The sequence below is a fragment of the Polaromonas sp. genome (assembly GCF_049790275.1).
GTDB lineage: Bacteria > Pseudomonadota > Gammaproteobacteria > Burkholderiales > Burkholderiaceae_C > Polaromonas.
Genome location: NZ_JBAQYR010000053.1, coordinates 1 through 20,522 on the forward strand (window position 1 = coordinate 1; position 20,522 = coordinate 20,522).

Annotated in this window: 21 protein-coding genes; 13 read left to right on the top strand and 8 right to left on the bottom strand. The window is 64.1% G+C overall.

The genetic code is table 11. The annotated features are described in order from the left end of the window. Positions 1 to 1,163, top strand: a 1,163-nt coding sequence (locus tag WA904_RS07435; RefSeq protein ID WP_425196492.1) for an amidase, incomplete at its 5' end; no start/stop codon positions are given. A gap of 39 nt (positions 1,164 to 1,202) precedes the next feature. Here the strand turns inward: WA904_RS07435 and WA904_RS07440 are convergent. Then, entirely contained in the window at positions 1,203 to 2,090 is an 888-nt protein-coding gene (locus WA904_RS07440; RefSeq protein WP_425196566.1) for a LysR substrate-binding domain-containing protein, read from the bottom strand. Between the two features lie 104 nt (positions 2,091 to 2,194). Between WA904_RS07440 and bla the strand changes: the two genes are divergently transcribed. Then, positions 2,195 to 3,082 carry a class A beta-lactamase gene (gene bla / locus WA904_RS07445; RefSeq protein ID WP_425196567.1) on the top strand — a complete coding sequence of 296 codons (888 nt, stop codon included), beginning with the start codon at positions 2,195 to 2,197 and terminating at the stop codon, positions 3,080 to 3,082. Between the two features lie 181 nt (positions 3,083 to 3,263). Here the strand turns inward: bla and WA904_RS07450 are convergent, their stop codons facing one another. Beyond that, entirely contained in the window at positions 3,264 to 4,142 is an 879-nt protein-coding gene (locus WA904_RS07450) for a LysR family transcriptional regulator (RefSeq protein WP_425196493.1), read from the bottom strand. Positions 4,143 to 4,239: 97 nt separating this feature from the next. Here WA904_RS07450 and WA904_RS07455 point away from each other — a divergent pair, with 97 nt between their 5' ends. From WA904_RS07455 to WA904_RS07465, 3 genes are all read left to right on the top strand, one after another. Next, a complete protein-coding gene (locus WA904_RS07455) occupies positions 4,240 to 5,205 on the top strand; it encodes a Bug family tripartite tricarboxylate transporter substrate binding protein (protein WP_425196494.1) in 966 nt (321 codons plus the stop codon). A gap of 91 nt (positions 5,206 to 5,296) precedes the next feature. After that, on the top strand, positions 5,297 to 5,980 hold the full coding sequence (locus WA904_RS07460; protein WP_425196495.1) for an RraA family protein: 684 nt from the start codon (positions 5,297 to 5,299) through the stop codon (positions 5,978 to 5,980). After that, the gene (locus WA904_RS07465) at positions 5,977 to 6,933 is read left to right on the top strand and encodes an NAD(P)-dependent oxidoreductase (protein ID WP_425196496.1); all 957 of its coding nucleotides are present in this window, start codon (positions 5,977 to 5,979) and stop codon (positions 6,931 to 6,933) included. The genes WA904_RS07460 and WA904_RS07465 overlap by 4 nt, the downstream gene beginning before the upstream one ends. 16 nt (positions 6,934 to 6,949) lie before the next feature. Here the strand turns inward: WA904_RS07465 and WA904_RS07470 are convergent, their stop codons facing one another. Genes WA904_RS07470 through hutC form a run of 5 tightly spaced genes read right to left on the bottom strand, consistent with a single transcriptional unit; the run spans position 6,950 to position 11,650 of the window. Further along, complete coding sequence (locus tag WA904_RS07470) at positions 6,950 to 8,335, bottom strand: formimidoylglutamate deiminase (protein WP_425196497.1); 1,386 nt, start codon at positions 8,333 to 8,335, stop codon at positions 6,950 to 6,952. Continuing rightward, entirely contained in the window at positions 8,325 to 9,125 is an 801-nt protein-coding gene (gene hutG, locus WA904_RS07475; protein WP_425196498.1) for an N-formylglutamate deformylase, read from the bottom strand. The genes WA904_RS07470 and hutG overlap by 11 nt, the downstream gene beginning before the upstream one ends. Then, positions 9,122 to 10,336 (bottom strand): imidazolonepropionase, encoded by a 1,215-nt coding sequence (gene hutI / locus WA904_RS07480; RefSeq protein WP_425196499.1) that lies wholly within the window; start codon positions 10,334 to 10,336, stop codon positions 9,122 to 9,124. The genes hutG and hutI overlap by 4 nt, the downstream gene beginning before the upstream one ends. Continuing rightward, on the bottom strand, positions 10,333 to 10,893 hold the full coding sequence (locus WA904_RS07485) for a HutD family protein (RefSeq protein ID WP_425196500.1): 561 nt from the start codon (positions 10,891 to 10,893) through the stop codon (positions 10,333 to 10,335). The genes hutI and WA904_RS07485 overlap by 4 nt, the downstream gene beginning before the upstream one ends. A 46-nt stretch (positions 10,894 to 10,939) precedes the next feature. Continuing rightward, positions 10,940 to 11,650 (bottom strand): histidine utilization repressor, encoded by a 711-nt coding sequence (hutC, locus tag WA904_RS07490; RefSeq protein ID WP_425196501.1) that lies wholly within the window; start codon positions 11,648 to 11,650, stop codon positions 10,940 to 10,942. A gap of 96 nt (positions 11,651 to 11,746) precedes the next feature. Here hutC and hutU point away from each other — a divergent pair, with 96 nt between their 5' ends. The 5 genes from hutU to WA904_RS07515 all read left to right on the top strand — a co-directional run bounded on the left by hutU (position 11,747) and on the right by WA904_RS07515 (position 17,941). After that, positions 11,747 to 13,450 carry a urocanate hydratase gene (gene hutU, locus WA904_RS07495; protein ID WP_425196502.1) on the top strand — a complete coding sequence of 568 codons (1,704 nt, stop codon included), beginning with the start codon at positions 11,747 to 11,749 and terminating at the stop codon, positions 13,448 to 13,450. Between the two features lie 97 nt (positions 13,451 to 13,547). Further along, positions 13,548 to 15,101 (top strand): histidine ammonia-lyase, encoded by a 1,554-nt coding sequence (hutH, locus tag WA904_RS07500; RefSeq protein WP_425196503.1) that lies wholly within the window; start codon positions 13,548 to 13,550, stop codon positions 15,099 to 15,101. Positions 15,102 to 15,270: 169 nt separating this feature from the next. Continuing rightward, positions 15,271 to 16,215 carry an ABC transporter substrate-binding protein gene (locus tag WA904_RS07505; protein ID WP_425196504.1) on the top strand — a complete coding sequence of 315 codons (945 nt, stop codon included), beginning with the start codon at positions 15,271 to 15,273 and terminating at the stop codon, positions 16,213 to 16,215. Positions 16,216 to 16,369: 154 nt separating this feature from the next. Next, positions 16,370 to 17,143, top strand: a complete 774-nt coding sequence (locus tag WA904_RS07510; RefSeq protein WP_425196505.1) for an ABC transporter permease — start codon at positions 16,370 to 16,372, stop codon at positions 17,141 to 17,143. A gap of 6 nt (positions 17,144 to 17,149) precedes the next feature. Continuing rightward, the gene (locus WA904_RS07515) at positions 17,150 to 17,941 is read left to right on the top strand and encodes an ABC transporter ATP-binding protein (protein ID WP_425196506.1); all 792 of its coding nucleotides are present in this window, start codon (positions 17,150 to 17,152) and stop codon (positions 17,939 to 17,941) included. A 114-nt stretch (positions 17,942 to 18,055) separates the two neighbouring features. Here the strand turns inward: WA904_RS07515 and WA904_RS07520 are convergent, their stop codons facing one another. Continuing rightward, positions 18,056 to 18,685, bottom strand: a complete 630-nt coding sequence (locus WA904_RS07520) for a pyridoxamine 5'-phosphate oxidase family protein (RefSeq protein WP_425196507.1) — start codon at positions 18,683 to 18,685, stop codon at positions 18,056 to 18,058. 218 nt (positions 18,686 to 18,903) lie between these two features. On the opposite strand from WA904_RS07520, the gene WA904_RS07525 reads away from it, so the two are divergent. The 3 genes from WA904_RS07525 (at position 18,904) to WA904_RS07535 (ending at position 20,430) form a co-directional block, all read left to right on the top strand. Then, the gene (locus WA904_RS07525) at positions 18,904 to 19,113 is read left to right on the top strand and encodes a hypothetical protein (protein ID WP_425196508.1); all 210 of its coding nucleotides are present in this window, start codon (positions 18,904 to 18,906) and stop codon (positions 19,111 to 19,113) included. 122 nt (positions 19,114 to 19,235) lie between these two features. Then, on the top strand, positions 19,236 to 19,613 hold the full coding sequence (locus tag WA904_RS07530; protein ID WP_425196509.1) for a DnaJ domain-containing protein: 378 nt from the start codon (positions 19,236 to 19,238) through the stop codon (positions 19,611 to 19,613). Positions 19,614 to 19,725: 112 nt separating this feature from the next. Continuing rightward, on the top strand, positions 19,726 to 20,430 hold the full coding sequence (locus tag WA904_RS07535; RefSeq protein ID WP_425196510.1) for a glutathione S-transferase N-terminal domain-containing protein: 705 nt from the start codon (positions 19,726 to 19,728) through the stop codon (positions 20,428 to 20,430). Positions 20,431 to 20,522 lie beyond the last annotated feature (92 nt).

Here is a 20,522-nt window from a genome sequence, read left to right on the forward strand (position 1 = left end):
CCAGCGGCCAGCCGCTGGGCCCGCTCGACGGCCGCATTGTCTCGATCAAGGACCTGTTCGACGTGGCCGGGGAAGCCACCACCGCCGGCTCGGCCCTGCTGCGTGAAGCCGCGCCGGCAGAACATGATGCCGCGGTGGTCAGCCGCCTGCGCGCGGCGGGCGCCATCATCATCGGCAAGACCAACATGTCCGAGTTCGCCTTTTCGGGCGTCGGCATCAACCCGCATTACGGCACCCCTGGCAATGCGCTGGACATCACCCGCGTTCCCGGCGGCTCGTCTTCGGGTGCCGCCCTGTCGGTCGCACGCGGCATGGCCGAGATCGCCATCGGATCGGACACCGGCGGCTCGGTGCGCATTCCCTCCGCGCTCAACGGCCTGGTCGGCTTCAAGCCAACGCAGGCACGGGTCCCGCGCGAAGGCGCTTTTCCGCTTTCGTTCACGCTGGACACGATCGGCCCGCTGTGCCGCAGCGTGCGCGATGCCGCCGCCACCGACAGCGTGCTGGCCGGCATTGCCGAGGAACCCCTGCCGCAGCGCGAGGTGAGCGGCCTGCGCCTGGGCGTGCCGCGCGGCCTGCTGTTCCGCGAAGCCGACGGCGAAGTGCTGGCAGCCGTGGAAAGTGCGCTGACACAACTGGCCGGCGCCGGTGCGCAGGTCAGCGATGAAGACCTGGACGACTTGCTCGGCGAGCCCTTCCACCTGCAAAAACGCGGCACCCTGGTGGCCGCCGAAGCGGCGTGGATTCACCGCGACTGGATCGACAGCCGGCCCGACGACTACGACCCCATCGTGCTCGGGCGCATCCGCCGCGGCCAGACGCTGGACGCCGCCACCTATGTCGGCATCCAGCAGGCACGCACCGCACTGCTGCCGGCGCTCGATGCACGCATGGCAGCCTTTGACGCGCTGGTGTTGCCCACCGTGCCGGTGCTGGCGCCGCCCATCGAAGCGGTGCGCTCCGAAGAAGCGTTCCTGCGCATCAACGCCCTGCTGCTGCGCAACCCCTCGGTCTTCAACTTCTTTGACCTGCCGGCCTTGTCCTTGCCGCTGCCGCGTGGCGGCGGGCTGGCGGTCGGGCTGATGCTGGTCGGCCGCCGCGGGCAGGACCGGGAACTGCTGGCGCTGGGCGCGGCGGTCGAGCGCTTGCTGGACAGTCCCTGATTCGCCAGCCCGCCACCCGCAGGGCCAGTCAGGCCGGCGTCACCTGCCTACAGGTGCCAGCCCTTGATCGCTCTCCACCGTTTCCTGCATCCAGTCCCTGAAAACACTCATGGCCCGGGTGACTGGCCTGGATTTGAGGCGCGCCAGCCAGTAGCCGCCGTTTTCAATTTCCAGCGCAAACGGGCGCACCAGGCGGCCCCCTTCCAGTTCGCGCACAAACAGGTTGACCGGCAGCAGCGCCACACCCGCGCCCTGCGCTGCGGCCTCGGCCATGGTCAGGGAGGAATCGAAGACCATGCCTTTCACCACGGGGCTTGCCACACCGGCAGCGGCAAACCAGTTCACCCACTCGTCGGAGCGGTAGGAGCGCAGCAGCGACTCCCCCGCCAGGTCAGCCGGTTCCCGCAAACGCGCCGCCATGGCGGACGTACAGACAGGCGACAACGGTGAACCAAACAGCGGCCCGGCATCCACCCCGTGCCAGGCGCCATCGCCAAAACGGATCGCGTAGTCCAGCCCTTCCCCCGCAATGTCCACCCGGTTGTTGTTGGTGAGCAGCCGAAGGTCCACAAAGGGGTGCGCCTGCTGGAACGCCGCAATGCGCGGAATGAGCCAGCCCACCGCGAAGGTACCCACGCTGCCGACTGTCAGCACCTCGCGAAAGCGGCCATCGCGAAACTGCTCCAGCAGCAGGCCGATGCGGCCAAACGATTCGGCCAGGGCAGGCAGCAAGGCCAGACCCTCATCCGTCAGGGCCAGGCCGCGCGGCAGGCGCCGGAAAAGCAGCACGCCCATCCGGTCCTCCAGGTTCTTCACGTGCTGGCTGATCGCCGTCTGCGTGACATTCAACTCAAGGGCGGCGCGGGTAAAGCTCAGGTGGCGCGCGGACACTTCAAAAGCCCTCAGGGCATTCAGGGGAAGCTGCATGTTCGAGACCAGGTTTTTCTGATGGGTCACCTCAATTATCGTGAATTGTGGAGCGTGATTGATCTTGTTATCGTCGCCTCTCCTTCTTTCAACCACACAGGAAAATCATGCACAGAAGACAATTCTCCGGCCTTTTGGGTGCCGCCCTTTCAGCGACAGCCCTTACCGGTTGTGCCCAGAATTTCTTGGGCAAAACCACTACCCTGGCCGATGACGAACTCAAAGCCATTGAACGCCGGAGCGGTGGCCGGCTCGGGGTGGCCATTCTCGATACCGGCAACGGCATGTTTTACGGCCATCGGGCCGGTGAACGTTTTCCCATGGCCAGCACGTTCAAGTTCCTGGCCGCCGCCTTCGTCCTGCACCGGGTGGATACCGGCCAGGAAAAACTCGACAGGACCATTGCCATCAAAGCATCCGACCTCGTTGATTATTCGCCGGTCACCCAGCCGCGCGCCGGCGGTGCGCCCATGTCGATGGCAGAGCTGTGCGCAGCGGCCGTGACCCTGAGCGACAACGCGGCCGCCAATCTGATGCTGGCAAGTTTTGGCGGGCCGGCCGCACTCACGGCCTACGCCCGTTCGCTGGGCGACAACATGAGCCGGCTGGACCGCACAGAGCCGACGCTGAACGAAGCCACGCCCGGAGATGTGCGCGACACCACCACACCGGCCGCCATGGTGGCCACCATGCACAAGCTGGTGTTCGGCTCCGCCCTGAGCGAGCCCTCCAGGAACCAGCTACGCCAATGGCTGCTCGACAACAAGACCGGTGACACCCGCCTTCGCGCGCTGCTGCCCGCCGGCTGGCGTGTCGGCGACAAAACGGGCACGGCCGCCCATGGAACGGCCAACGACATCGGCGTGATCTGGCCGCCAGGGCGTGCGCCCTTCGTGGTGGCCGTCTACCTGACGGAAACAAGCCGCCCCATGGAGCATCGCAATGCAGCGCATGCCCAGGTGGGGCAGTTGCTGGCCTCGGGGAAAATCTGAGCCACCCGTTGACACCAGAAAGCGGGAGTTCCAGTGGCGAATTCCTGCTTCGAATTCAAGGTGTCAATTCATCAAGGCCTTCACGGCCACAGGACCCGCTCTCTGCCGTTGTGCATGAGGCATCAGCCCCCTGCACTTGGGGAAGCAGAAACCCTCTCGTCATGAGCGCCAGCGCGCTCGTTCAACCCTGCGCCAGCAAGTCGATGAGTCGCAGCGCGGCGGCTGAAAGGTATCCCTTCTCGCGGTAGGTCACCACAAGCCGTCGCAGCATGGTTGTTTCCTTCAACGGGATCTCTTTAAGCCCTGACCCCGAGCCTTTGACACCGAGATGGTGACGGGAGATAAAGCTCAGCAGACCCGTTTCTGCAATCAGCGTAGGAAGCATGATGAGCATCGTGCTCTCAACCTGCACATCGGGCCGCGGCAACCGGCACCTGTCGAATGTGTGGTCGAGCCAATCGCGCGAGGGGGCGCCGGGAGGCTGCAGCGCCCACCGATACTTCGTCAAATCTTTCAGCGTCGGCTTGCCTCGAAAAAGTTCGTGTTTGGCGCTCGCGGCGACCACGATGGCATCCTCCGCCAGGCGCCTGGAGACCATTCCGGGTTCAGTGTGGGTTTCGGTACCCACCACCATGTCCAGCTCCCCCTGGTCCAGCAACGGCTTCAGCTTGTCAACCAGGCCAACGACCGTGCGCAGCGTGATGTCAGGCCCCTCCTGCAACAGTTGCCGTGCTGCGGCAGGCAGAAGAAACTGGGCAGCTGTCGGAACAATGCCAATACGTATATGCCCGGCAAGGCCGCATCCGATGGCAGCAATCTCAAGCTTCGCATCCTCCATGTCGAAGCGCACGCGCTGAGCCCACTTGAGCAGCACCTGGCCTGCCGCGGTCAACCGGATTCCGCGCCCGGCACGCTCGAAAACAGGAAAGCCGCAGTCCTCCTCCAGCCGTCGGATGGCGCTGGTCAGCGCGGGCTGCGTGCGATGCAGTTTCTCGGCTGCACGTCCGACATGCTGCAGCTCGGCGATTGTTTCGAAGTAGCGCAAGTCACGAAAATCCATTGCAAAAGTCTTATTTATGAAAATGAAGAAATTATCAATTGGACTGTAGATTAGCACCTGTTGATACTGCGGATACAAAATTTAGGAGACAAACCCGATGAACATTCCCCGCTTCCTGCTGGCGTTAGTCGCCTGCACCGCTTGCACCCTATCGTTTGGCCAGGCATGGCCGTCCAAGCCTCTCCGACTCGTCGTGCCCTTTCCCGCAGGCGGGGGAACCGACATCATTGGACGCGAGGTGACCCAGAAGATCACTGAGGCCACCAAATGGTCCTTCATCGTCGATAACAAGCCTGGTTCCGGCGGCGCCATCGGCCTGGACAACGTCGCCAAGTCGCCAGCCGACGGGTACAACCTCGTTCTGGGACAGACCAGCAACCTGGCCATCAATCCGAGTCTGTACAAAAAACTGCCTTACGACCCGGTCAAGGACCTGACGCCCATCTCCATGGTGGCGAGCTCCCCCATGGCCCTGGTCGTGGCGACTGATTCGCCCTACAAGTCCCTCGCCGACGTGGTGTCTGCCGCCAAGGCAAAGCCCGGCACCATCAATTTCGCGACCTCCGGAAATGGAACGGTTGCTCATCTGGCGACGGAGCTGTTTCAGAAACAAGCCGGGATCAAGATGGTGCACATCCCTTACAAGGGCGCCACCATGGGCATCAATGATGTGATTGGCGGCCAGGTGCAGATCTACGTTTCGTCCGTCCCCACCTTGATCGGGCACATCAAGAACGGAAAGCTGCGGGCGCTGGCCGTGACGTCCCTCAAGCGTGTCGACGACCTGCCGCAGACGCCCACGATCGCAGAATCGGGTTACAAAAACTTTGAAGCCGTGACGTGGTTCGGCATTCTCGGCCCGGCCAAACTGCCAAAGGAAATGGTGGTCGCGTTGAATACCGAGATCAACAAGGCGCTCCAGAACACCGAACTGCAGAAAAAGCTGAGCGACCAGGGCGCTGACGTCGCCGGCAGCACGCCTGATCACTTCGCAAAATTGATCCGTGACGAAATGTCCAGGTGGGGCAAGGTCGTCAAGGAATCGGGCGCCACGATCGACTGACTCGACTGCCGGTCCGTCGTTCTCCACGGAGATCTCTCCCCACGCGAGAAGCCCGAGCTTTGCCATTCCACCTTCTTTACAAGTAACAGACATGACCTCGCCTGACATCATCCGCACGTTCGACCGGGTCCCGGCGGCGATCGTCCAACAAGCTTCCAAATACCAAGCCGCCATCCTTGCCGATGTCGCTGGCCGCCGCGGTGCGATGCATGGGCGTATTCGCGCATTGCGTCCCGACATGAAGGTCGTGGGGACAGCCTTCACCGTGGACGTTCGCCCCGGCGACAACCTCATGATTCATGCCGCCATGTCCCTGGCCAGGCCAGGGGACGTGCTGGTGATCGACGGGAAAGGCGATCAGACCGCGGCCCTGATGGGCACCATCATGATGACCGCGTGCCAGAAGCTGGGCATCGCCGGTGTCGTGATTGACGGCTCGGTGAGGGATGCGCTGGAAATCGATGAGATGAAGTTCCCCGTCTTCAGCGTCGGCACCAATCCGAATGGCCCGACCAAGCTGGTGCCGGGCCGCATCGGCCATCCCGTCACGGTAGGCGGCGTGACGGTCAACCCCGGCGATTTCATCCTGGGCGATGCGGACGGCGTGGTGGTGGTCGAGCGGGAGAAGATCGAGTCGCTTTTGCCGCTGGCCGCAAAAAAAGTTCAGGACGAAACCGACCGGATTGCCGCCATCCAGCGGGGTGATACGGCCGCCAAATGGCTGGACGCCGCATTGCGGGCTGCTGGCGTTCTCAAGGTCGGGGAAAGCCTGTGACTGCCAGCCAGCACAAGCCGGTCATTCTGGTCACGGGTGCCGACCTGGCCCCGCAAGCACTGGAACTGCTCGGCGAGTACGAGGTGATCTTCGCTGGCAAAGCGCCGCAGGCCGACGACATTGCGGCGCTGGCCAGGCGGCACAACCCGGTTGCCATCATCGTCCGTTATGGTGCGGTGACAGCTGACGTCATGGACGCAGCGCCGGCGCTGCGCGTGATTTCCAAGCACGGCAGCGGCACCGACACCATTGACAAAGCAGCTGCCGCCGCACGCGGCGTAGAAGTGACTGCGGCTGTCGGGGCAAATGCTGCCGCTGTGGCAGAACACGCGCTGGCCCTGTTGCTTGCTTGCGCGAAATCCGTTGTACAACTTGACAGGCGCATGCATGCCGGCCATTGGGACAAGGCGACGCACAAGAGTCTTGAGCTGGACGGCCGAACCATCGGCGTGATCGGGCTCGGCGCGATCGGGCTTCGCTTCGCCAGGATGGCAGATGCCCTGGGCATGCGCGTGCTCGGGTTCGATCCGTACGGCAGGAACCTGCCGACGTATGTCCTGCCGTCCGAACTGGAAACCATCTGGAAGCATTCAGATGCGATCTCCCTGCATTGCCCGCTCACACCAGAAAACCGCAACCTGATCAACGCCGCTACCCTGGCGCAATGCAAGAAGGGAATGATCCTTGTGAATACGGCGCGCGGCGGGCTGGTGGACGAGCAAGCCCTGCTGAAAGCTGTTCGATCAGGTCAGGTGGCCATGGCTGGCCTGGACAGTTTCGCCACCGAACCGATGGCTGTACCGCACATCTTCCAAAACGAGCCGGGCTTCGTTCTGAGCCCGCACATTGGAGGTGTGACCAGCGACGCCTACGTGAAAATGGGGACCGCTGCGGCTAACAACACGCTGACGGTTCTCGCCCGCTCTGGCATTGCCGCCACTGCAGGGGTCTGACGCGCCGGGAACCGCATCAGCCCCACAAGGTCCGCATGGCGCCCACAAAGTCTTCCGCCAGGCGCGGCCACCCGTCCACCTGCCCGCCGTTGACCACGCGCCGGCCCGCCACAAACACCTCGCTGAAACGCGCGTCCGGGCTGGAGAACACCATGGCGTCCAGCAGGTGATCGGCGGGGATGCCCAGCAGGGCCGTCGACGCGGTATCGACGACAACAAAATCCGCGCGCTGGCCGGGCGCGATGCCGCCCAGCGGCAGCGAGGTGGCCGCATGCCCGCCGGCCAGCGCGGTATTGAACAGGTTGTCCGCCGTGCTTGAGCTGGCTGGCATATGCGCCGCAATGTTGCGCCGGCGCAAGTTCAGGCGCTGCGAATATTCAAGCAACCGCAACTCTTCCTGCCAGCTGCGCGTGACATGGCTGTCCGAGCCTATGGACCAGTGGCCGCCCGCCGCCGCATAGGCCGGCAGGTCAAACACACCGTCGCCCAGGTTGGCCTCGGTGCTGGGGCAAATCACAATCGCCGCCCCGCGCCTCTGTACAGCCTGCAGCTCGGCCGGGGTGGACTGGGTGGCGTGCACCAGGTTCCAGTGCGCATCCACCGCCGCGTGCGACAGCAGCCATTCGATCGGGCGTTCACCATGCGCACCCACGCAGTCCTGCACTTCCTGCACCTGCTCGGCAATATGGATGTGGACGGCCATGCCCTGGGCTCTGGCGGCTGCAGCCATTTCATGCAGCGCCGCCCCGTCCACCGCACGCAGCGAATGAATGGCCAGGCCGGCATTGACGTGGCTGCCGCCCTGCGCAAGCACACCTTCGGCCAGGTGCAGCACGGAAGCGGGGGTGGAGGCAAAACGCCGCTGGTCGTCACGCAGGTCGGTGGCCGCAAAACCCGAGCGCATGTAAAGCGTAGGCAACAGGGTCAGGCCCATGCCCACACGCTGCGCTGCACGCACCAGCGCCAGCGACATGGCCAGCGGGTCGGCGTAGGGCTGGCCATCGGTGTTGTTGTGCAGGTAATGGAACTCGCAAACCTGCGTGTAGCCGGCCTGCAGCAGTTCGGCGTAGAGCAGCGCCGCCACGGCCTCGAGCTGCTCCGGCGTGATGCGCAGCGCAGCGCTGTACATGCGGTCGCGCCAGCTCCAGAAATCGTCGCTGCTGCCTTCGGAACGCTCGGTCAGCCCGGCAATGGCGCGCTGGAAAGCATGGCTGTGCGCGTTGACCAGGCCGGGCAGCACCGGCCCATGGAGCCGCACCGCGCCGCGCTGCGCTTCTTCCACCGCGTTGGGCTCGATGCTGGCCCAGTGGCCGTCGGCGGCCACCGCCAGCAGCACGTCCTGCGTCCAGGCGCCGTCCACCCAAGCCTGGGGTGCGAAATAACGTGTCACTTCACCGTGCATACAGCTTCCGGGCAGCAGCCAGGCTGCCTGCCACCATGTTCCTGAGCATTGGCTGGATTTTTTTCGCCAGCACTTCGTCATAGGCAAAAGGCGCCACTTCCTGCATGTACAGGCTCTGGCATTTTTCGAGCTGGACCGCATGCACGTGGTCGGCCGGCCGGCCATACTGCCGCGTGATGTAGCCCCCCTTGAAGCGGCCATTGACCACGCTGCTCACACCCGGCACGCCGGCGCAGGCCGCCGCAGCGGCATCGGTGATGGCCGCATCGGCAGCCGCACCGCTGGCCGTGCCGATGTTCAGGTCGGGCAGGCGCCCTTCGAACAGCCACGGGATCCGCGAACGGATGCTGTGCGCGTCCCACAGCAGCGCAAAACCGTGCTGCGCCTTGAGCCGCGCCAGCTCATGCGCCAGTGCCGTGTGGTAGGGCTGCCAGTAAGCCTCCAGCCGGCGCAGGCGTTCGGCCGGCGATGGCGCGCGGCCCTCCCTGTAGAGCGCGTCACCCGTAAAAAAATGCGTGGGGCACAGCTCGGTGTTGGAAGCGCCGGGGTACATGGGCGCGTCGTCGGGCGGCCGGTTCAGGTCGATCACATAACGCGAATACCGCGGCATGATGAGGCTGGCACCCATGGCGGGCAAAAAATCGTACAGGCGCTGCAGATGCCAGTCGGTGTCTTCCAGGCCCAGCGCACGTTCGGCGTAATCGCCCTGCAGCTCTGGCGGAATGTCGGTGCCGGTGTGCGGCATGCTGACCAGCAGGGGAACACTGCCGCGTTGCAGACTGAAACTCATACCCGTTCACCTTCAAAAAACGTTTGCAGGCGCGGATTGGCGCCCATGGTATAGGCCAGCTGCGCGGGATGAGCCACATCCCACACCACAAAATCAGCGCGCAGGCCGGCAGCGATGACGCCGCGGTCGGACAGCCCCAGCGCGCGCGCCGCGTTGCGCGTCACCCCCGCCAGGGCTTCCTCCGGCGTGAGGCGGAACAAGGTGCAGGCCATGTTCAGCATCAGCAGCAGCGAGGTGCAAGGCGAGCTGCCGGGGTTGCAATCGGTGGAAATGGCCATGGGCACGCCGCGCTCGCGCAGCAGGGCCACCGGCGGCAGCTTTGTTTCGCGCAGGAAATAAAAAGCCCCGGGCAGGAGCACGGCCACACTGCCGGCAGCCGCCATGGCGGCTGCACCTTCTTCACTCAACCACTCCAGGTGGTCGCAGCTGATCGCGCCATAACGCGCGGCAAGCTGCGCGCCACCGCTGTCGCTGAGCTGCTCGGCATGCAGTTTGACCGGCAGGCCCAGCGCATGTGCAGCCTCAAACACGCGTTCGGTCTGCGCCGTACTGAACGCAATGCGTTCGCAAAACGCGTCCACCGCATCAACCAGTCCTTCAGCATGCAACATAGGCAGCATGCGTATCACCTCGTCCACATAGTCATCGGCACGGCCGGCAAACTCGGTCGGCACCGCATGGGCGCCAAGAAAGGTGGTGCGCACATCGACCGGTTGCGAGCGGCCCAGCGCGCGGGCCACACGCAAGGCCTTGCGTTCGTGCTCGAGTGCCAGGCCGTAGCCGGACTTGATCTCCAGCGTAGTCACACCTTCGGCGATCAACGCCTGCAGGCGCCTGAGGCTCTGCGCCTGCAGCTCGTCTTCAGAGGCGGCGCGTGTGGCCTTGACCGTCGAGGTGATGCCGCCGCCGGCGCGTGCCACGTCTTCATAACTCGCGCCCTGCAGCCGCAGCTCGAACTCATGGGCACGGTCGCCGGCATACACCAGGTGGGTGTGGCAGTCGATCAGACCCGGCGTGATGAGTGCGCCACCGGCATCGTGTTCGCGCGTGCAGCGTGACGCCAGGTCCGCCGGCAGCTCGCTGCGTGGGCCGGCCCAGGCAATATGCCCGCCTTCGACAACCAGGGCCGCATCCTCGATCAGGCCGTAAGGCGCGGGATGCGAGGGCTGCAGGGTGGCCACGCGGCAATTCCGCCAGAGTTGCACCGTCATCGCGCCATTTCCATCCAGAGCGCGGTTGTTGCCTCAATGCGCACCGAAGTGCCATCGGCGAGCGCGCGCCAGGCCAGGGTGTGTGGCGCCAGCGTGAAAAACTTTTTGTTGACCTGCACGGTCACCGGCTCGTCCCAGGCGTACACGGCTACACGCGTGCCGGGCTTGACCTCCACATCCAGTGCACCCAGAACGCGAACCAGGCGCGCTCGGGCATGGCCGTGCTTGAGCATCAGGTTGAAGTCCTCGGTGGGGCCGTCGATCAGCTCGCAGCCGCAGGCCTTGGCACCGTCAAAATGCAGCGGCGCGCTTTGCGCGGTGAGTTCGTGGGTTTTTCCGTCCAGCGTCAGACGCACACCCGCGCCGCCCAGCACCGCAAACCAGCGGTCCACGCCCTCATAGCGCGAAAACGGCCCGTTTTTCTCGACTTCGGCCACTGAAATCCGCCAGTCCCAGTCCTGCGGGGTGGGCCAGGCGAGCAGTTCGCGTGTGATGCCACCGCCATTGCGCCAGGGCGTGGGGGAGACTTCTTCCAGGGGGATGGTTTGCCAGCTCATGGGGTGATCTCCGCTTGAGGGATTCGCGTCCGGGATGGGTGTCCGCTCATGCCTGAAATTGTCCTGCAAAGCTGTAACGCGTGCCAGGATAAATCAGCCGGGCCACGCTGGCCACATGGGCGCCGCTGACGGTGCGCCGCATCATCGCCAGGCAGGGCTCGGCACGCTTGATGCCCAGCTGTTTGGCCTCTTGCGCCGTGGGCAGGCAGGCTTCGATCGAATAGCTGGCCTCTGTCAGCGGCGCGTGCAGCAGCAGGTGATGGGTGGGCGTGGTCCGGGTGAAGTCGGTTTCCAGGAAATCGGGCGCCGCCGCCGGATTGACGTAGCGGTCTTCGTACTGGATGGGTATGCCGTTTTCCAGATGCACCAACAAGGTGTGAAAAACCCGGGCCCCGGTACGCAGGCCCAGTGTTTTCGCCAGGTCGGCGCTGGCTTTTTCGGCCTCCACCTTCACGACGCGCGTGGTGTGCACATGGCCGCGCTCGGCCACTTCTTCATGAATGTCGCGAATCGTCAGCCGGGACGAAATGCGGTGCAGCTCGGCCACCCGCGTGCCGGAGCCCTGCACCCGCGTCACCATGCCCTCGGCGGACAGCTCACGCAGCGCGCGGTTGACCGTCATGCGGCTGATGCCGAACTGCGCCATCAGCGCCGCCTCGCTGGGCACCGGGTCGCCCGGCTTCCAGGTGCCGGCGCTGATGCGCGACTTGATAAAGGCCTTGACCTGCTCGTAGGCAGGCAATAAAACTTTTGCCATCGCCGTAGATTAACCCAGTTGACACAAGTTGTATAGACAACTACGATTTGCCGGAATAAATTATTTCCGATGTTTCACCATCGCCGGAGTTGTGCCATGTCAGACCTTTCGCAAACCCCTTTCCTCCACAGCAAGGCCAGGCCGGTGCGCGCACCGCGCGGCAACACCCTCACCTGCGCCAACTGGCAGATCGAAGCGGCCTACCGCATGATCCAGAACAACCTGGACCCAGAAGTCGCGGAAAACCCCGATGAACTCGTGGTGTACGGCGGCATCGGCAAGGCAGCGCGCAACTGGCCGGCCTTCGACGCCATCCTCGATTCGCTGCGCAAGCTCAAGGCCGACGAAACCCTGCTGGTGCAGTCGGGCAAACCGGTCGGCGTGTTCCGCACCCACGCCGGCGCACCGCGCGTGCTGATTGCCAACTCCAACCTGGTGCCCAAGTGGGCGACCTGGGAACACTTCAACGAGCTGGATCGCGCCGGCCTGATGATGTACGGCCAGATGACAGCTGGTAGCTGGATTTACATTGGCACACAAGGCATCGTCCAGGGCACCTACGAAACATTCGTCGAAGCCGGCCGCCAGCATTTCAACGGAGACCTGGCGGGCCGCTGGGTGCTGACCGCCGGCCTGGGCGGCATGGGCGGCGCGCAGCCGCTGGCCGCCACCTTTGCGGGCGCCTGTTCGCTCAACATCGAATGCCAGCAGTCCCGCATCGACTTCCGCCTGCGCACCAAATACGTGGACAAGCAGGCCAAAGACCTCGACGAGGCATTGGAAATGATCAAGCACCACACCAGCCGCAAGGAGGCCGTATCGATTGCCCTGTGCGGCAACGCGGCCGAGATCGTGCCCGAGCTGGCGCGGCGTGCCGCGGCAGGCGGCATGCGCCCCGACCTGGTGACCGACCAGACCTCGGCGCACGACATCATCAACGGTTACCTGCCTGCCGGCTGGAGCGTGGCGCAGTGGCAGGCCGCACAGAAAGACCCGGCACAACACGCGGCGCTCACAAGGGCCGCCGGCGAATCCTGCGCCATCCACGTCAAGGCGATGCTCGAATTCCACGCCATGGGCATTCCCACGGTGGACTACGGCAACAACCTGCGCCAGGTCGCCAAGGACTTCGGCGTGGCCAATGCGTTCGACTACCCGGGCTTTGTGCCGGCCTACATTCGGCCGCTGTTCTGCCGCGGCGTCGGCCCCTTCCGCTGGGTGGCGCTTTCCGGCGACCCGGAAGACATCCGCAAGACCGACGCGAAGATGAAAGAGCTTTTCCCCAACAACAAGCATTTGCATCGCTGGCTGGACATGGCCGAAGAACGCATCAGCTACCAGGGCCTGCCGGCACGTATCTGCTGGATAGGCCTGGGCGAAAGACACCTGGCGGGCCTGGCTTTCAACGAGATGGTGAAGTCCGGCGAGCTCAAGGCGCCCATCGTGATTGGCCGCGACCACCTCGACAGCGGATCGGTCGCCTCGCCCAACCGTGAGACCGAAGCCATGAAAGACGGCAGCGACGCGGTGAGCGACTGGCCGCTGCTCAACGCCCTGCTCAACACCGCCAGCGGCGCCACCTGGGTCAGCCTGCACCACGGTGGCGGCGTCGGCATGGGTTACTCGCAGCATGCTGGCGTGGTCATTGTTTGCGACGGCACGCCTGACGCGGCCGAGCGCATTGAGCGTGTGCTGTTCAACGACCCGGCCACCGGCGTGATGCGCCATGCCGATGCCGGTTACGAGATTGCCAAAGCCAGTGCGAAAGAAAACGGCTTGAACCTGCCCATGATCGGCTGAACCCATATTCCGTTCGGGCTGAGCCCGTCGAAGCCTGCCTTGAAATTGCAAGGCTCCCCTTCGACAAAATCAGGGCGAACGGGCAAATAAAAAGCAAATGTCCGACAAAGAACTCCTCATCCCCGGACAGCTGTCCATGGCGCAGTTGCGCCGTCTTTGCGGGCCGGTGACCCTGCCCGTCCGGCTGGACGCCGCCTGCCGCGCAAGCGTACGCGCCAGCGCGGCGCTGGTGCACCAGGCGGCCAGTGGTGGCGCCGCGGTTTATGGCGTGAACACCGGATTCGGCAAGCTAGCCAACACACGCATCGCCAAAGAAGACCTGGCCATCCTGCAACTCAAGCTGCTGCGCTCGCATGCGGTCGGCGTGGGCGAACCCCTGTCGCCCCGCGTGGTGCACCTGATCCTGCTGCTCAAGGCAGCCAGCCTGGCGCGCGGCTACTCGGGCGTGCGTGAAGAAGTCATCGACGCGCTGCTGGACCTGCACAATCACGGCATCTGCCCGGTCATTCCCTGCCAGGGCTCGGTGGGCGCCTCGGGCGACCTGGCGCCGCTGGCCCATTTGTGCCTGCCCCTGATTGGCGAAGGCGAAGTGTTCTACAAGGAGCAGCGCCTGCCGGCTGCAAAAGCACTGTCCCAAGCCGGCTTGAAGCCACTGCAGCTTTCAGCCAAGGAAGGCCTCGCGCTGATCAACGGCACACAGGTCTCGACCGCGCTGGCGCTCGACGCACTGTTTGCCACCGAGCGCCTGTTTGAAGCGGCCGTGATCTCCGGCGCTCTGACGCTGGACGCCGCGCGCGGCAGCGACGGCCCGTTTGATCCGCGCATCCATGTCGTGCGCGGCCAGCCGGGGCAGATCGCCTGCGCGGCCGCTTACCGCGCGCTCATGGTCGGCAGCGACATCCGCCGCTCGCATCTTGACAACGACGACCGTGTGCAGGACCCGTATTGCCTGCGCTGCCAGCCGCAGGTGATGGGCGCCTGCCTCGACCAGATGCGGTATGCCGCCCAGGTGCTGGCCATCGAAGCCAACGCCGTCACCGACAACCCGCTCGTGTTTGCCGATGAAGGCAGCCTGCTCTCCGGGGGCAACTTCCACGCCGAACCTGTCGCGCTGGCCTGCGACGCACTGGCCGTGGCGATTGCCGAAATCGGTGCCATCACCGAACGCCGCATCGCCATGCTGGTCGATACGGTGGTTTCGCGCCTGCCACCTTTCCTCACGCCCGATGCCGGGCTCAACTCGGGCTTCATGATCGTGCACGTCACGGCCGCAGCACTGGCCTCGGAAAACAAGTCGCTGGCGCACCCGGCCAGCGTGGACAGCCTGCCCACCTCGGCCAACCAGGAAGACCATGTGAGCATGGCCACCTTCGCCGCGCGGCGCCTGCAGCCCATGCTGCGCAACACCGCGCACATCGTCGGCATCGAGCTGCTGGCCGCGGCACAGGGCATTGAATTCCTGCGGCCGCTCAAAAGCTCGGCGCCGCTGGAGCGTGTGTTGCGCCTGATACGCATCATCTCGCCGGCCATGATGGAAGACCGCAGCCTGGCCCGCGACATGGAGGCCGTGCACCATCTGGTGGCAAGCGGCGACATTGCGCGTGCCCTTGACGCCGAAATGCCGGAATTGCACGCCTTGCGTCTGGTATGAAAATGCCCCCACGTTCACTCGCTTCGCGTAGCTCTCTGCCCCCCCGAGGGGGCTGGCCTTGCTTGGGGCGGCCCGGCGCGGCGGCCCTCTGCCAGCTGCATGACCCTGGCATGAACACTGCATACAGTTCCGTCACCCTTCCCTTCGCAAGTCAACCCAAGGAGTTCCCATGAAGAAGCTGCTCACCCTGTCCCTCGTCGCCCTCGCCTGCCTGTCTGCGCAAGCCCAGGAAACCAAAATCACGCTGGGCATGTCGGGCTGGACCGGCTTTGCGCCGCTGACCCTGGCCAAGGAAGCCGGCATCTTCAAGAAGAACGGCCTCGACGTGACGATCAAGAAGATCCCGCAGAAAGACCGCCACCTCGCGATTGCCTCCGGTGACGTGCAGTGCGCCGCCACCACGGTGGAAACCTGGATCGTCTGGAATGCCAACGGCGTCGCAACCACACAGATCTTCCAGCTCGACAAGAGCTACGGCGCCGACGGCATGGTGGTCAAACCCAACATCGCCAAGATCAGTGACCTGAAAGGTAAAACCGTGGCTGCCAGCGCACCCGGCACCGCACCCTGGTTCACGCTAGCGTGGATGCTCAAGAAGAACGGCCTGAGCCCGAAAGACGTGAAGATCGTCAACCTCGAGCCGCAGGCTGCTGCCAACGCGATGATTGCCGGCACCGACGGCATCGACGCCGCCATGACTTACGAGCCTTACCTCGGCGCCGTGCGCGCCAAGCCCGAAGCCGGCAAGATCATCGCCACCACGCTGGACTACCCGATGATCATGGACACCGTGGGTTGCACGCCCAAGTTCCTGGCCGACAACCCGAAAGCCGCCAAGGCCCTGGCCGACAGCTATTTCGAAGCGCTGGACATGATCAAGAAAGACCCGCAAAAGAGTTTTGAAATCATGGGCGCCGACGTCAAGCAGCCGGCCGACAAGTTCGAGGCCAGCCAGAAATACCTGCGCTGGCAGGACCGTGCCGCCAACCAGAAATTCTTTGCCGGCGAACATGCCGCTTTCAGCAAGGAAGCTGCCGAGCTGCTGCTCGAAGCCGGTGTGATCAAGGCCCTGCCCGACATGAGTAAGCTGGCCGACACGCGTTTTCTGAAATGAGCCTGAGCCCCCACGGTTGCTCACTGCGTGTAGCGCCCTGCCCCCCGAGGGGGCCGCTGCGCCTGCGGACTGGCAAAGCCAGATCCGCGGCCCCTGCTTGGCTTAAGACAGGGCGCCACGTCTACCGCAAAGCAATGACTCTTGAGGGCCTTGCATGAAACCTCTGCAACCCGTGGCGCCCGGCACGCGTGTCGTGCTGGGGATCAGTTTCTTCGTCCTGTTCTTTGCCGTGTGGGCTTTCGCCACCTTCGGCGGCTATGTGTCCAAAACCTTCCTGGCCGACCCGGTGACCATGGTGCGCTCGGGTTACGACCTGCTGGTCAACCAGGGCTTCATCAAGGACATCGGCATGACGGTGTGGCGCGTGCTTGGCGGCTTCCTGATCGCCGCGGTGCTGGCCGTGCCGCTGGGCGTGCTGATGGGTGCTTACAAGCCCATCGAGGCTTTTTTTGAACCCTTCGTGAGTTTTGCGCGCTACCTGCCGGCCTCAGCCTTCATCCCGCTGCTGATCCTCTGGGCCGGCATCGGCGAAGCACAAAAGCTTGCGGTGATTTTTATCGGCTCGTTTTTCCAGCTGGTGCTGATGATGGCGGTCAGCGTGGGCAATACGCGGCGCGATCTGGTTGAGGCTGCCTACACACTAGGTGCGGGCGACCGCGGCATCGTCACGCGTGTGCTGCTGCCCAGCAGCGCACCCGAGATTGCCGAAACGCTGCGCATGGTGGTGGGCTGGGCCTGGACCTATGTGATCGTCGCCGAGCTGATTGGTGCATCCAGCGGCATCGGCCACATGATCACCGACAGCCAGGCGCTGCTGGCGACCGACCAGATCATCTTCGGCATCATTGTGATCGGCGTGATTGGGTTGGTCACCGACTTTGCATTTAAAGCCCTGAACCGCAAACTGTTTCCCTGGGCAAGGTTGTAAACCGCAATGAACATCCTCGAAATTTCCCAGGTCTCCAAGACCTTCGCCGGCGCCAACGGTGGCACGGTCGCGCTGCAGGCCACCGACCTCAGCGTGGCTGAGAACGACTTCATCACCATTCTCGGCCCCTCGGGTTGCGGCAAAAGCACGTTGCTGCGCATGGTGGCGGGCCTGGATACGCCAACAACAGGCAGCATCACGCTGGACAGCCGGCCCATCAGCGGCCCTGGCGCCGACCGCGGCATGGTGTTCCAGAGCTACACGCTGTTTCCCTGGCTCAGCATTCTTGAAAACGTCTGCTTCGGCCTGCGCGAAAAAGGCCTGCCGCTGGCCGAGCAGCACGCAATTGCGCGGCCCTTCATCGCCAAGGTGGGGCTCCAGGGTTTTGAGAACCACTTCCCCAAGCAGCTCTCGGGCGGCATGCAGCAGCGCACCGCACTGGCCCGCGCGCTGGCAAACAACCCGCGCATGTTGCTGATGGACGAGCCCTTCGGCGCGCTGGACCACCAGACCCGCGAGCTGATGCAGGAATTGCTGCAGGGCATCTGGGAGGCTGAGCGCAAAACAGTGCTCTTCGTCACCCACGACATCGACGAAGCCATCTTCATGGGCAACCGCGTGGTGGTCATGAGCGCGCGCCCTGGCCGCATCAAGTGCGACTTGCCGGTGCCCATTGCCCATCCGCGGCATTACTCGGTCAAGACCACACCGGCCTTCGTGGAGCTGAAAGCACGGCTGACCGAGGAAATCCGCATTGAAGTGCAACGCGCCGCCGGCCTCATTCCCGAAGCCGCCTGAGTCGCAGGTTTCAAGCAGAATACGAATCCAGCCCTTTGCGGTCGGGCGCAAGCAGCTACTATTTCAATAGCGGATCAGGGATCTGGGGCACCCGTCAGGAAAACTCCAGCAAGCTCAATAAAGCGTGGCGCGCTGCCGCGCCGGCAGCTCGCGGTCGTAAGCCTCGCCATTCACGGACGCATCGGTAAGCGCCTGAAGAATGGTGCCGGGGCTGGGCACCCTGGCGCGTGCATCCGGTGCCGGTGCCTGCCACAGGCCCGAACGCTGGATGGCTCGTGCGCACTGGAAAAACACCGTGTCCACCTGGATGGCAATCACGCATTTGGGCAACTGGCCCTGCACCGCGAAACGCGCCAGCAACTGCGGCTCGGTGCTGATGCTGGCCCGGCCATTGACGCGCAGTGTCTCGCCCACGCCGGGAATCAGGAAGATCAGGGCCACCCGCGGGTCGGTGAGGATGTTGCGCAGGCTGTCCACGCGGTTGTTGCCCCGGCGCTCGGGCAGCAGCAGCGTGGTGTCGTTGTCAACCTGCACAAAACCCGGTGCATCGCCGCGCGGCGAAGCGTCCAGCCCATCCGGCCCCGCCGTGGCCAGCACGGCAAACGGCGACGCCTCTATCAGCGCACGATAGTGCGGGTGAACAAAAGACACTTCCTTCCTGCTGGAGGCCTCGCCCACCTCGCCAAATATTGCCGCGAGCTGTTCCGGTGTGGTGATGGCGTGGGGGTTTGCAGGGGTGTTCATGGCGGTGCTTCCGGAAGATGTCCCGAAATTATCCGCGAAGGATGCGGTCGATCTGCCAACAGCGCCTTAACCCGCGTGTAGGAGAGCACCGGCTCGCCCTGCAAGTTCAGGCCACAGTGCCCGCACGTCATGGATGACAGGGAAATGCGAGTGCACCTACCCGATGGCCCCGCAAACACTCGCACGATGGATCCATCGTTATCCAAGGGACTTCCATCATGTCAAGCACTTTCACACCCGACAGCACCACTTATCAACGTTACCTCGACACCCTGCCCCTGCGTTCACGCAACCCGGTGGCCGAAAAGGAAGAGGTGCTGCTGCCCGTGCCACTGCTGGCCCAGCTGGCGCGCCCCATTGCCAGCCTGGACGATGTGGACTCGCTCATGGTTGAGCTCCAGGATGCCCGCGCACGCGGCTGTTTCTGACACGTCGCTTACAGCACGGCCTTCTGCAGCGCCTGAGGCACAGCGGTGCGGCGCCTTCAAGCAAGGCCAGGCGTTTTCCGTTAAGGTCAATGGCGAGGTGCTCCCGCGCCTGAAAGCCTTTCATGAAATTCAAGGACCACTACACGGTGATGGGTGTGGCGCGCAACGCGACGCCAGACGACATCAAGCACGCCTATCGCAGGCTTGCGCGGAAATACCACCCGGACGTCAGCGAGGAGAAAAACGCCGAGGCGTACTTCAAGGCAGTTGCGCAGGCCTATGAAGTGCTGCGGTCACCGGAGCAGCGTGCTGCCTACGACAGGCACGACACCTTGGGGGCCGCAGATCGGGATTTCCGTCCAGCGCATGAATGGCGCACCCATACCCATGGGCAGCGCCCTGAACCCGCGGACCTCCTGAACCTCTGGGTCACGCCATGGGTGGCCGCCTGGGAGATGGCCTGGGCGGCGCTACGCGTCACCGTGCCGGCACCGCGCTGAACAGCACCTTCGGTCAATGTGCAGGAGCCGGCGCAAATACCCCCATCCCCCGTTGGGCTTCCGTGAAGCGCTGCAGCAGTGCCCCGTCCCTTGACAAGACAATCCGCCCACCATGAACGATCTCTCCACCTTCCCCATTACCCGGAAATGGCCCGCACAGCACCCTGACCGCATCCAGCTCTATTCGCTGCCCACACCCAATGGTGTCAAGGTGTCGATCATGCTGGAAGAGACCGGCCTGCCCTACGAGCCGCATCTGGTTGACTTCGCAACCAACGACCAGATGTCGCCGGCATTTCTTTCGCTCAACCCCAACAACAAGATCCCGGCCATCCTGGACCCGAACGGCCCCGGCGGCAAACCGCTGGCCCTGTTCGAGTCCGGCGCCATCCTGATCTACCTCGCCGAGAAAACCGGGCAGTTCATGCCGGCAGACCCAGCTGCCCGCTACGAAACCATCCAGTGGCTGATGTTCCAGATGGGCGGCATCGGCCCCATGTTCGGCCAGCTCGGCTTCTTCCACAAGTTCGCCGGCAAGGAGTACGAAGACAAACGCCCGCGCGACCGTTACGTCGCCGAATCGAAACGCCTGCTCGCCGTGCTGGATCAGCGGCTCGAAGGCCGCCGCTGGATCATGGGCGACAGCTACACCATCGCCGACATCGCCACCTTCGGCTGGGTGCGCAACCTGATCGGGTTTTACGAAGCCGGCGAGCTGGTAGGCGCCAAGGACTTCAGCAACGTCAATCGTGTGCTGGAAAGTTTTGTTGCACGGCCGGCGGTTGTCAAAGGCCTGGGCATACCCAAGCGGGCTTGATCGCTGCTGGCCCGATTTCATAAGAAAAATAGCTCCTGGCCCTTTTCGGACGGGCGCAAGCAGCTACCAAATATATAGCAATTTCCCGGCAA

Excerpts from the sequence above, each read along its gene's own strand:
- WA904_RS07440 (WP_425196566.1), bottom strand. The coding sequence starts at position 2,090 with ATGCAGCTTCCCCTGAATGCCCTGAGGGCTTTTGAAGTGTCCGCGCGC.
- WA904_RS07450 (WP_425196493.1), bottom strand. The coding sequence starts at position 4,142 with ATGGATTTTCGTGACTTGCGCTACTTCGAAACAATCGCCGAGCTGCAG.
- WA904_RS07455 (WP_425196494.1), top strand. The coding sequence starts at position 4,240 with ATGAACATTCCCCGCTTCCTGCTGGCGTTAGTCGCCTGCACCGCTTGC.
- WA904_RS07460 (WP_425196495.1), top strand. The coding sequence starts at position 5,297 with ATGACCTCGCCTGACATCATCCGCACGTTCGACCGGGTCCCGGCGGCG.
- WA904_RS07470 (WP_425196497.1), bottom strand. The coding sequence starts at position 8,335 with ATGCACGGTGAAGTGACACGTTATTTCGCACCCCAGGCTTGGGTGGAC.
- hutG (WP_425196498.1), bottom strand. The coding sequence starts at position 9,125 with ATGAGTTTCAGTCTGCAACGCGGCAGTGTTCCCCTGCTGGTCAGCATG.
- hutI (WP_425196499.1), bottom strand. The coding sequence starts at position 10,336 with ATGACGGTGCAACTCTGGCGGAATTGCCGCGTGGCCACCCTGCAGCCC.
- WA904_RS07485 (WP_425196500.1), bottom strand. The coding sequence starts at position 10,893 with ATGAGCTGGCAAACCATCCCCCTGGAAGAAGTCTCCCCCACGCCCTGG.
- hutC (WP_425196501.1), bottom strand. The coding sequence starts at position 11,650 with ATGGCAAAAGTTTTATTGCCTGCCTACGAGCAGGTCAAGGCCTTTATC.
- hutU (WP_425196502.1), top strand. The coding sequence starts at position 11,747 with ATGTCAGACCTTTCGCAAACCCCTTTCCTCCACAGCAAGGCCAGGCCG.
- hutH (WP_425196503.1), top strand. The coding sequence starts at position 13,548 with ATGTCCGACAAAGAACTCCTCATCCCCGGACAGCTGTCCATGGCGCAG.
- WA904_RS07505 (WP_425196504.1), top strand. The coding sequence starts at position 15,271 with ATGAAGAAGCTGCTCACCCTGTCCCTCGTCGCCCTCGCCTGCCTGTCT.
- WA904_RS07510 (WP_425196505.1), top strand. The coding sequence starts at position 16,370 with ATGAAACCTCTGCAACCCGTGGCGCCCGGCACGCGTGTCGTGCTGGGG.
- WA904_RS07515 (WP_425196506.1), top strand. The coding sequence starts at position 17,150 with ATGAACATCCTCGAAATTTCCCAGGTCTCCAAGACCTTCGCCGGCGCC.
- WA904_RS07520 (WP_425196507.1), bottom strand. The coding sequence starts at position 18,685 with ATGAACACCCCTGCAAACCCCCACGCCATCACCACACCGGAACAGCTC.
- WA904_RS07525 (WP_425196508.1), top strand. The coding sequence starts at position 18,904 with ATGTCAAGCACTTTCACACCCGACAGCACCACTTATCAACGTTACCTC.
- WA904_RS07530 (WP_425196509.1), top strand. The coding sequence starts at position 19,236 with ATGAAATTCAAGGACCACTACACGGTGATGGGTGTGGCGCGCAACGCG.
- WA904_RS07535 (WP_425196510.1), top strand. The coding sequence starts at position 19,726 with ATGAACGATCTCTCCACCTTCCCCATTACCCGGAAATGGCCCGCACAG.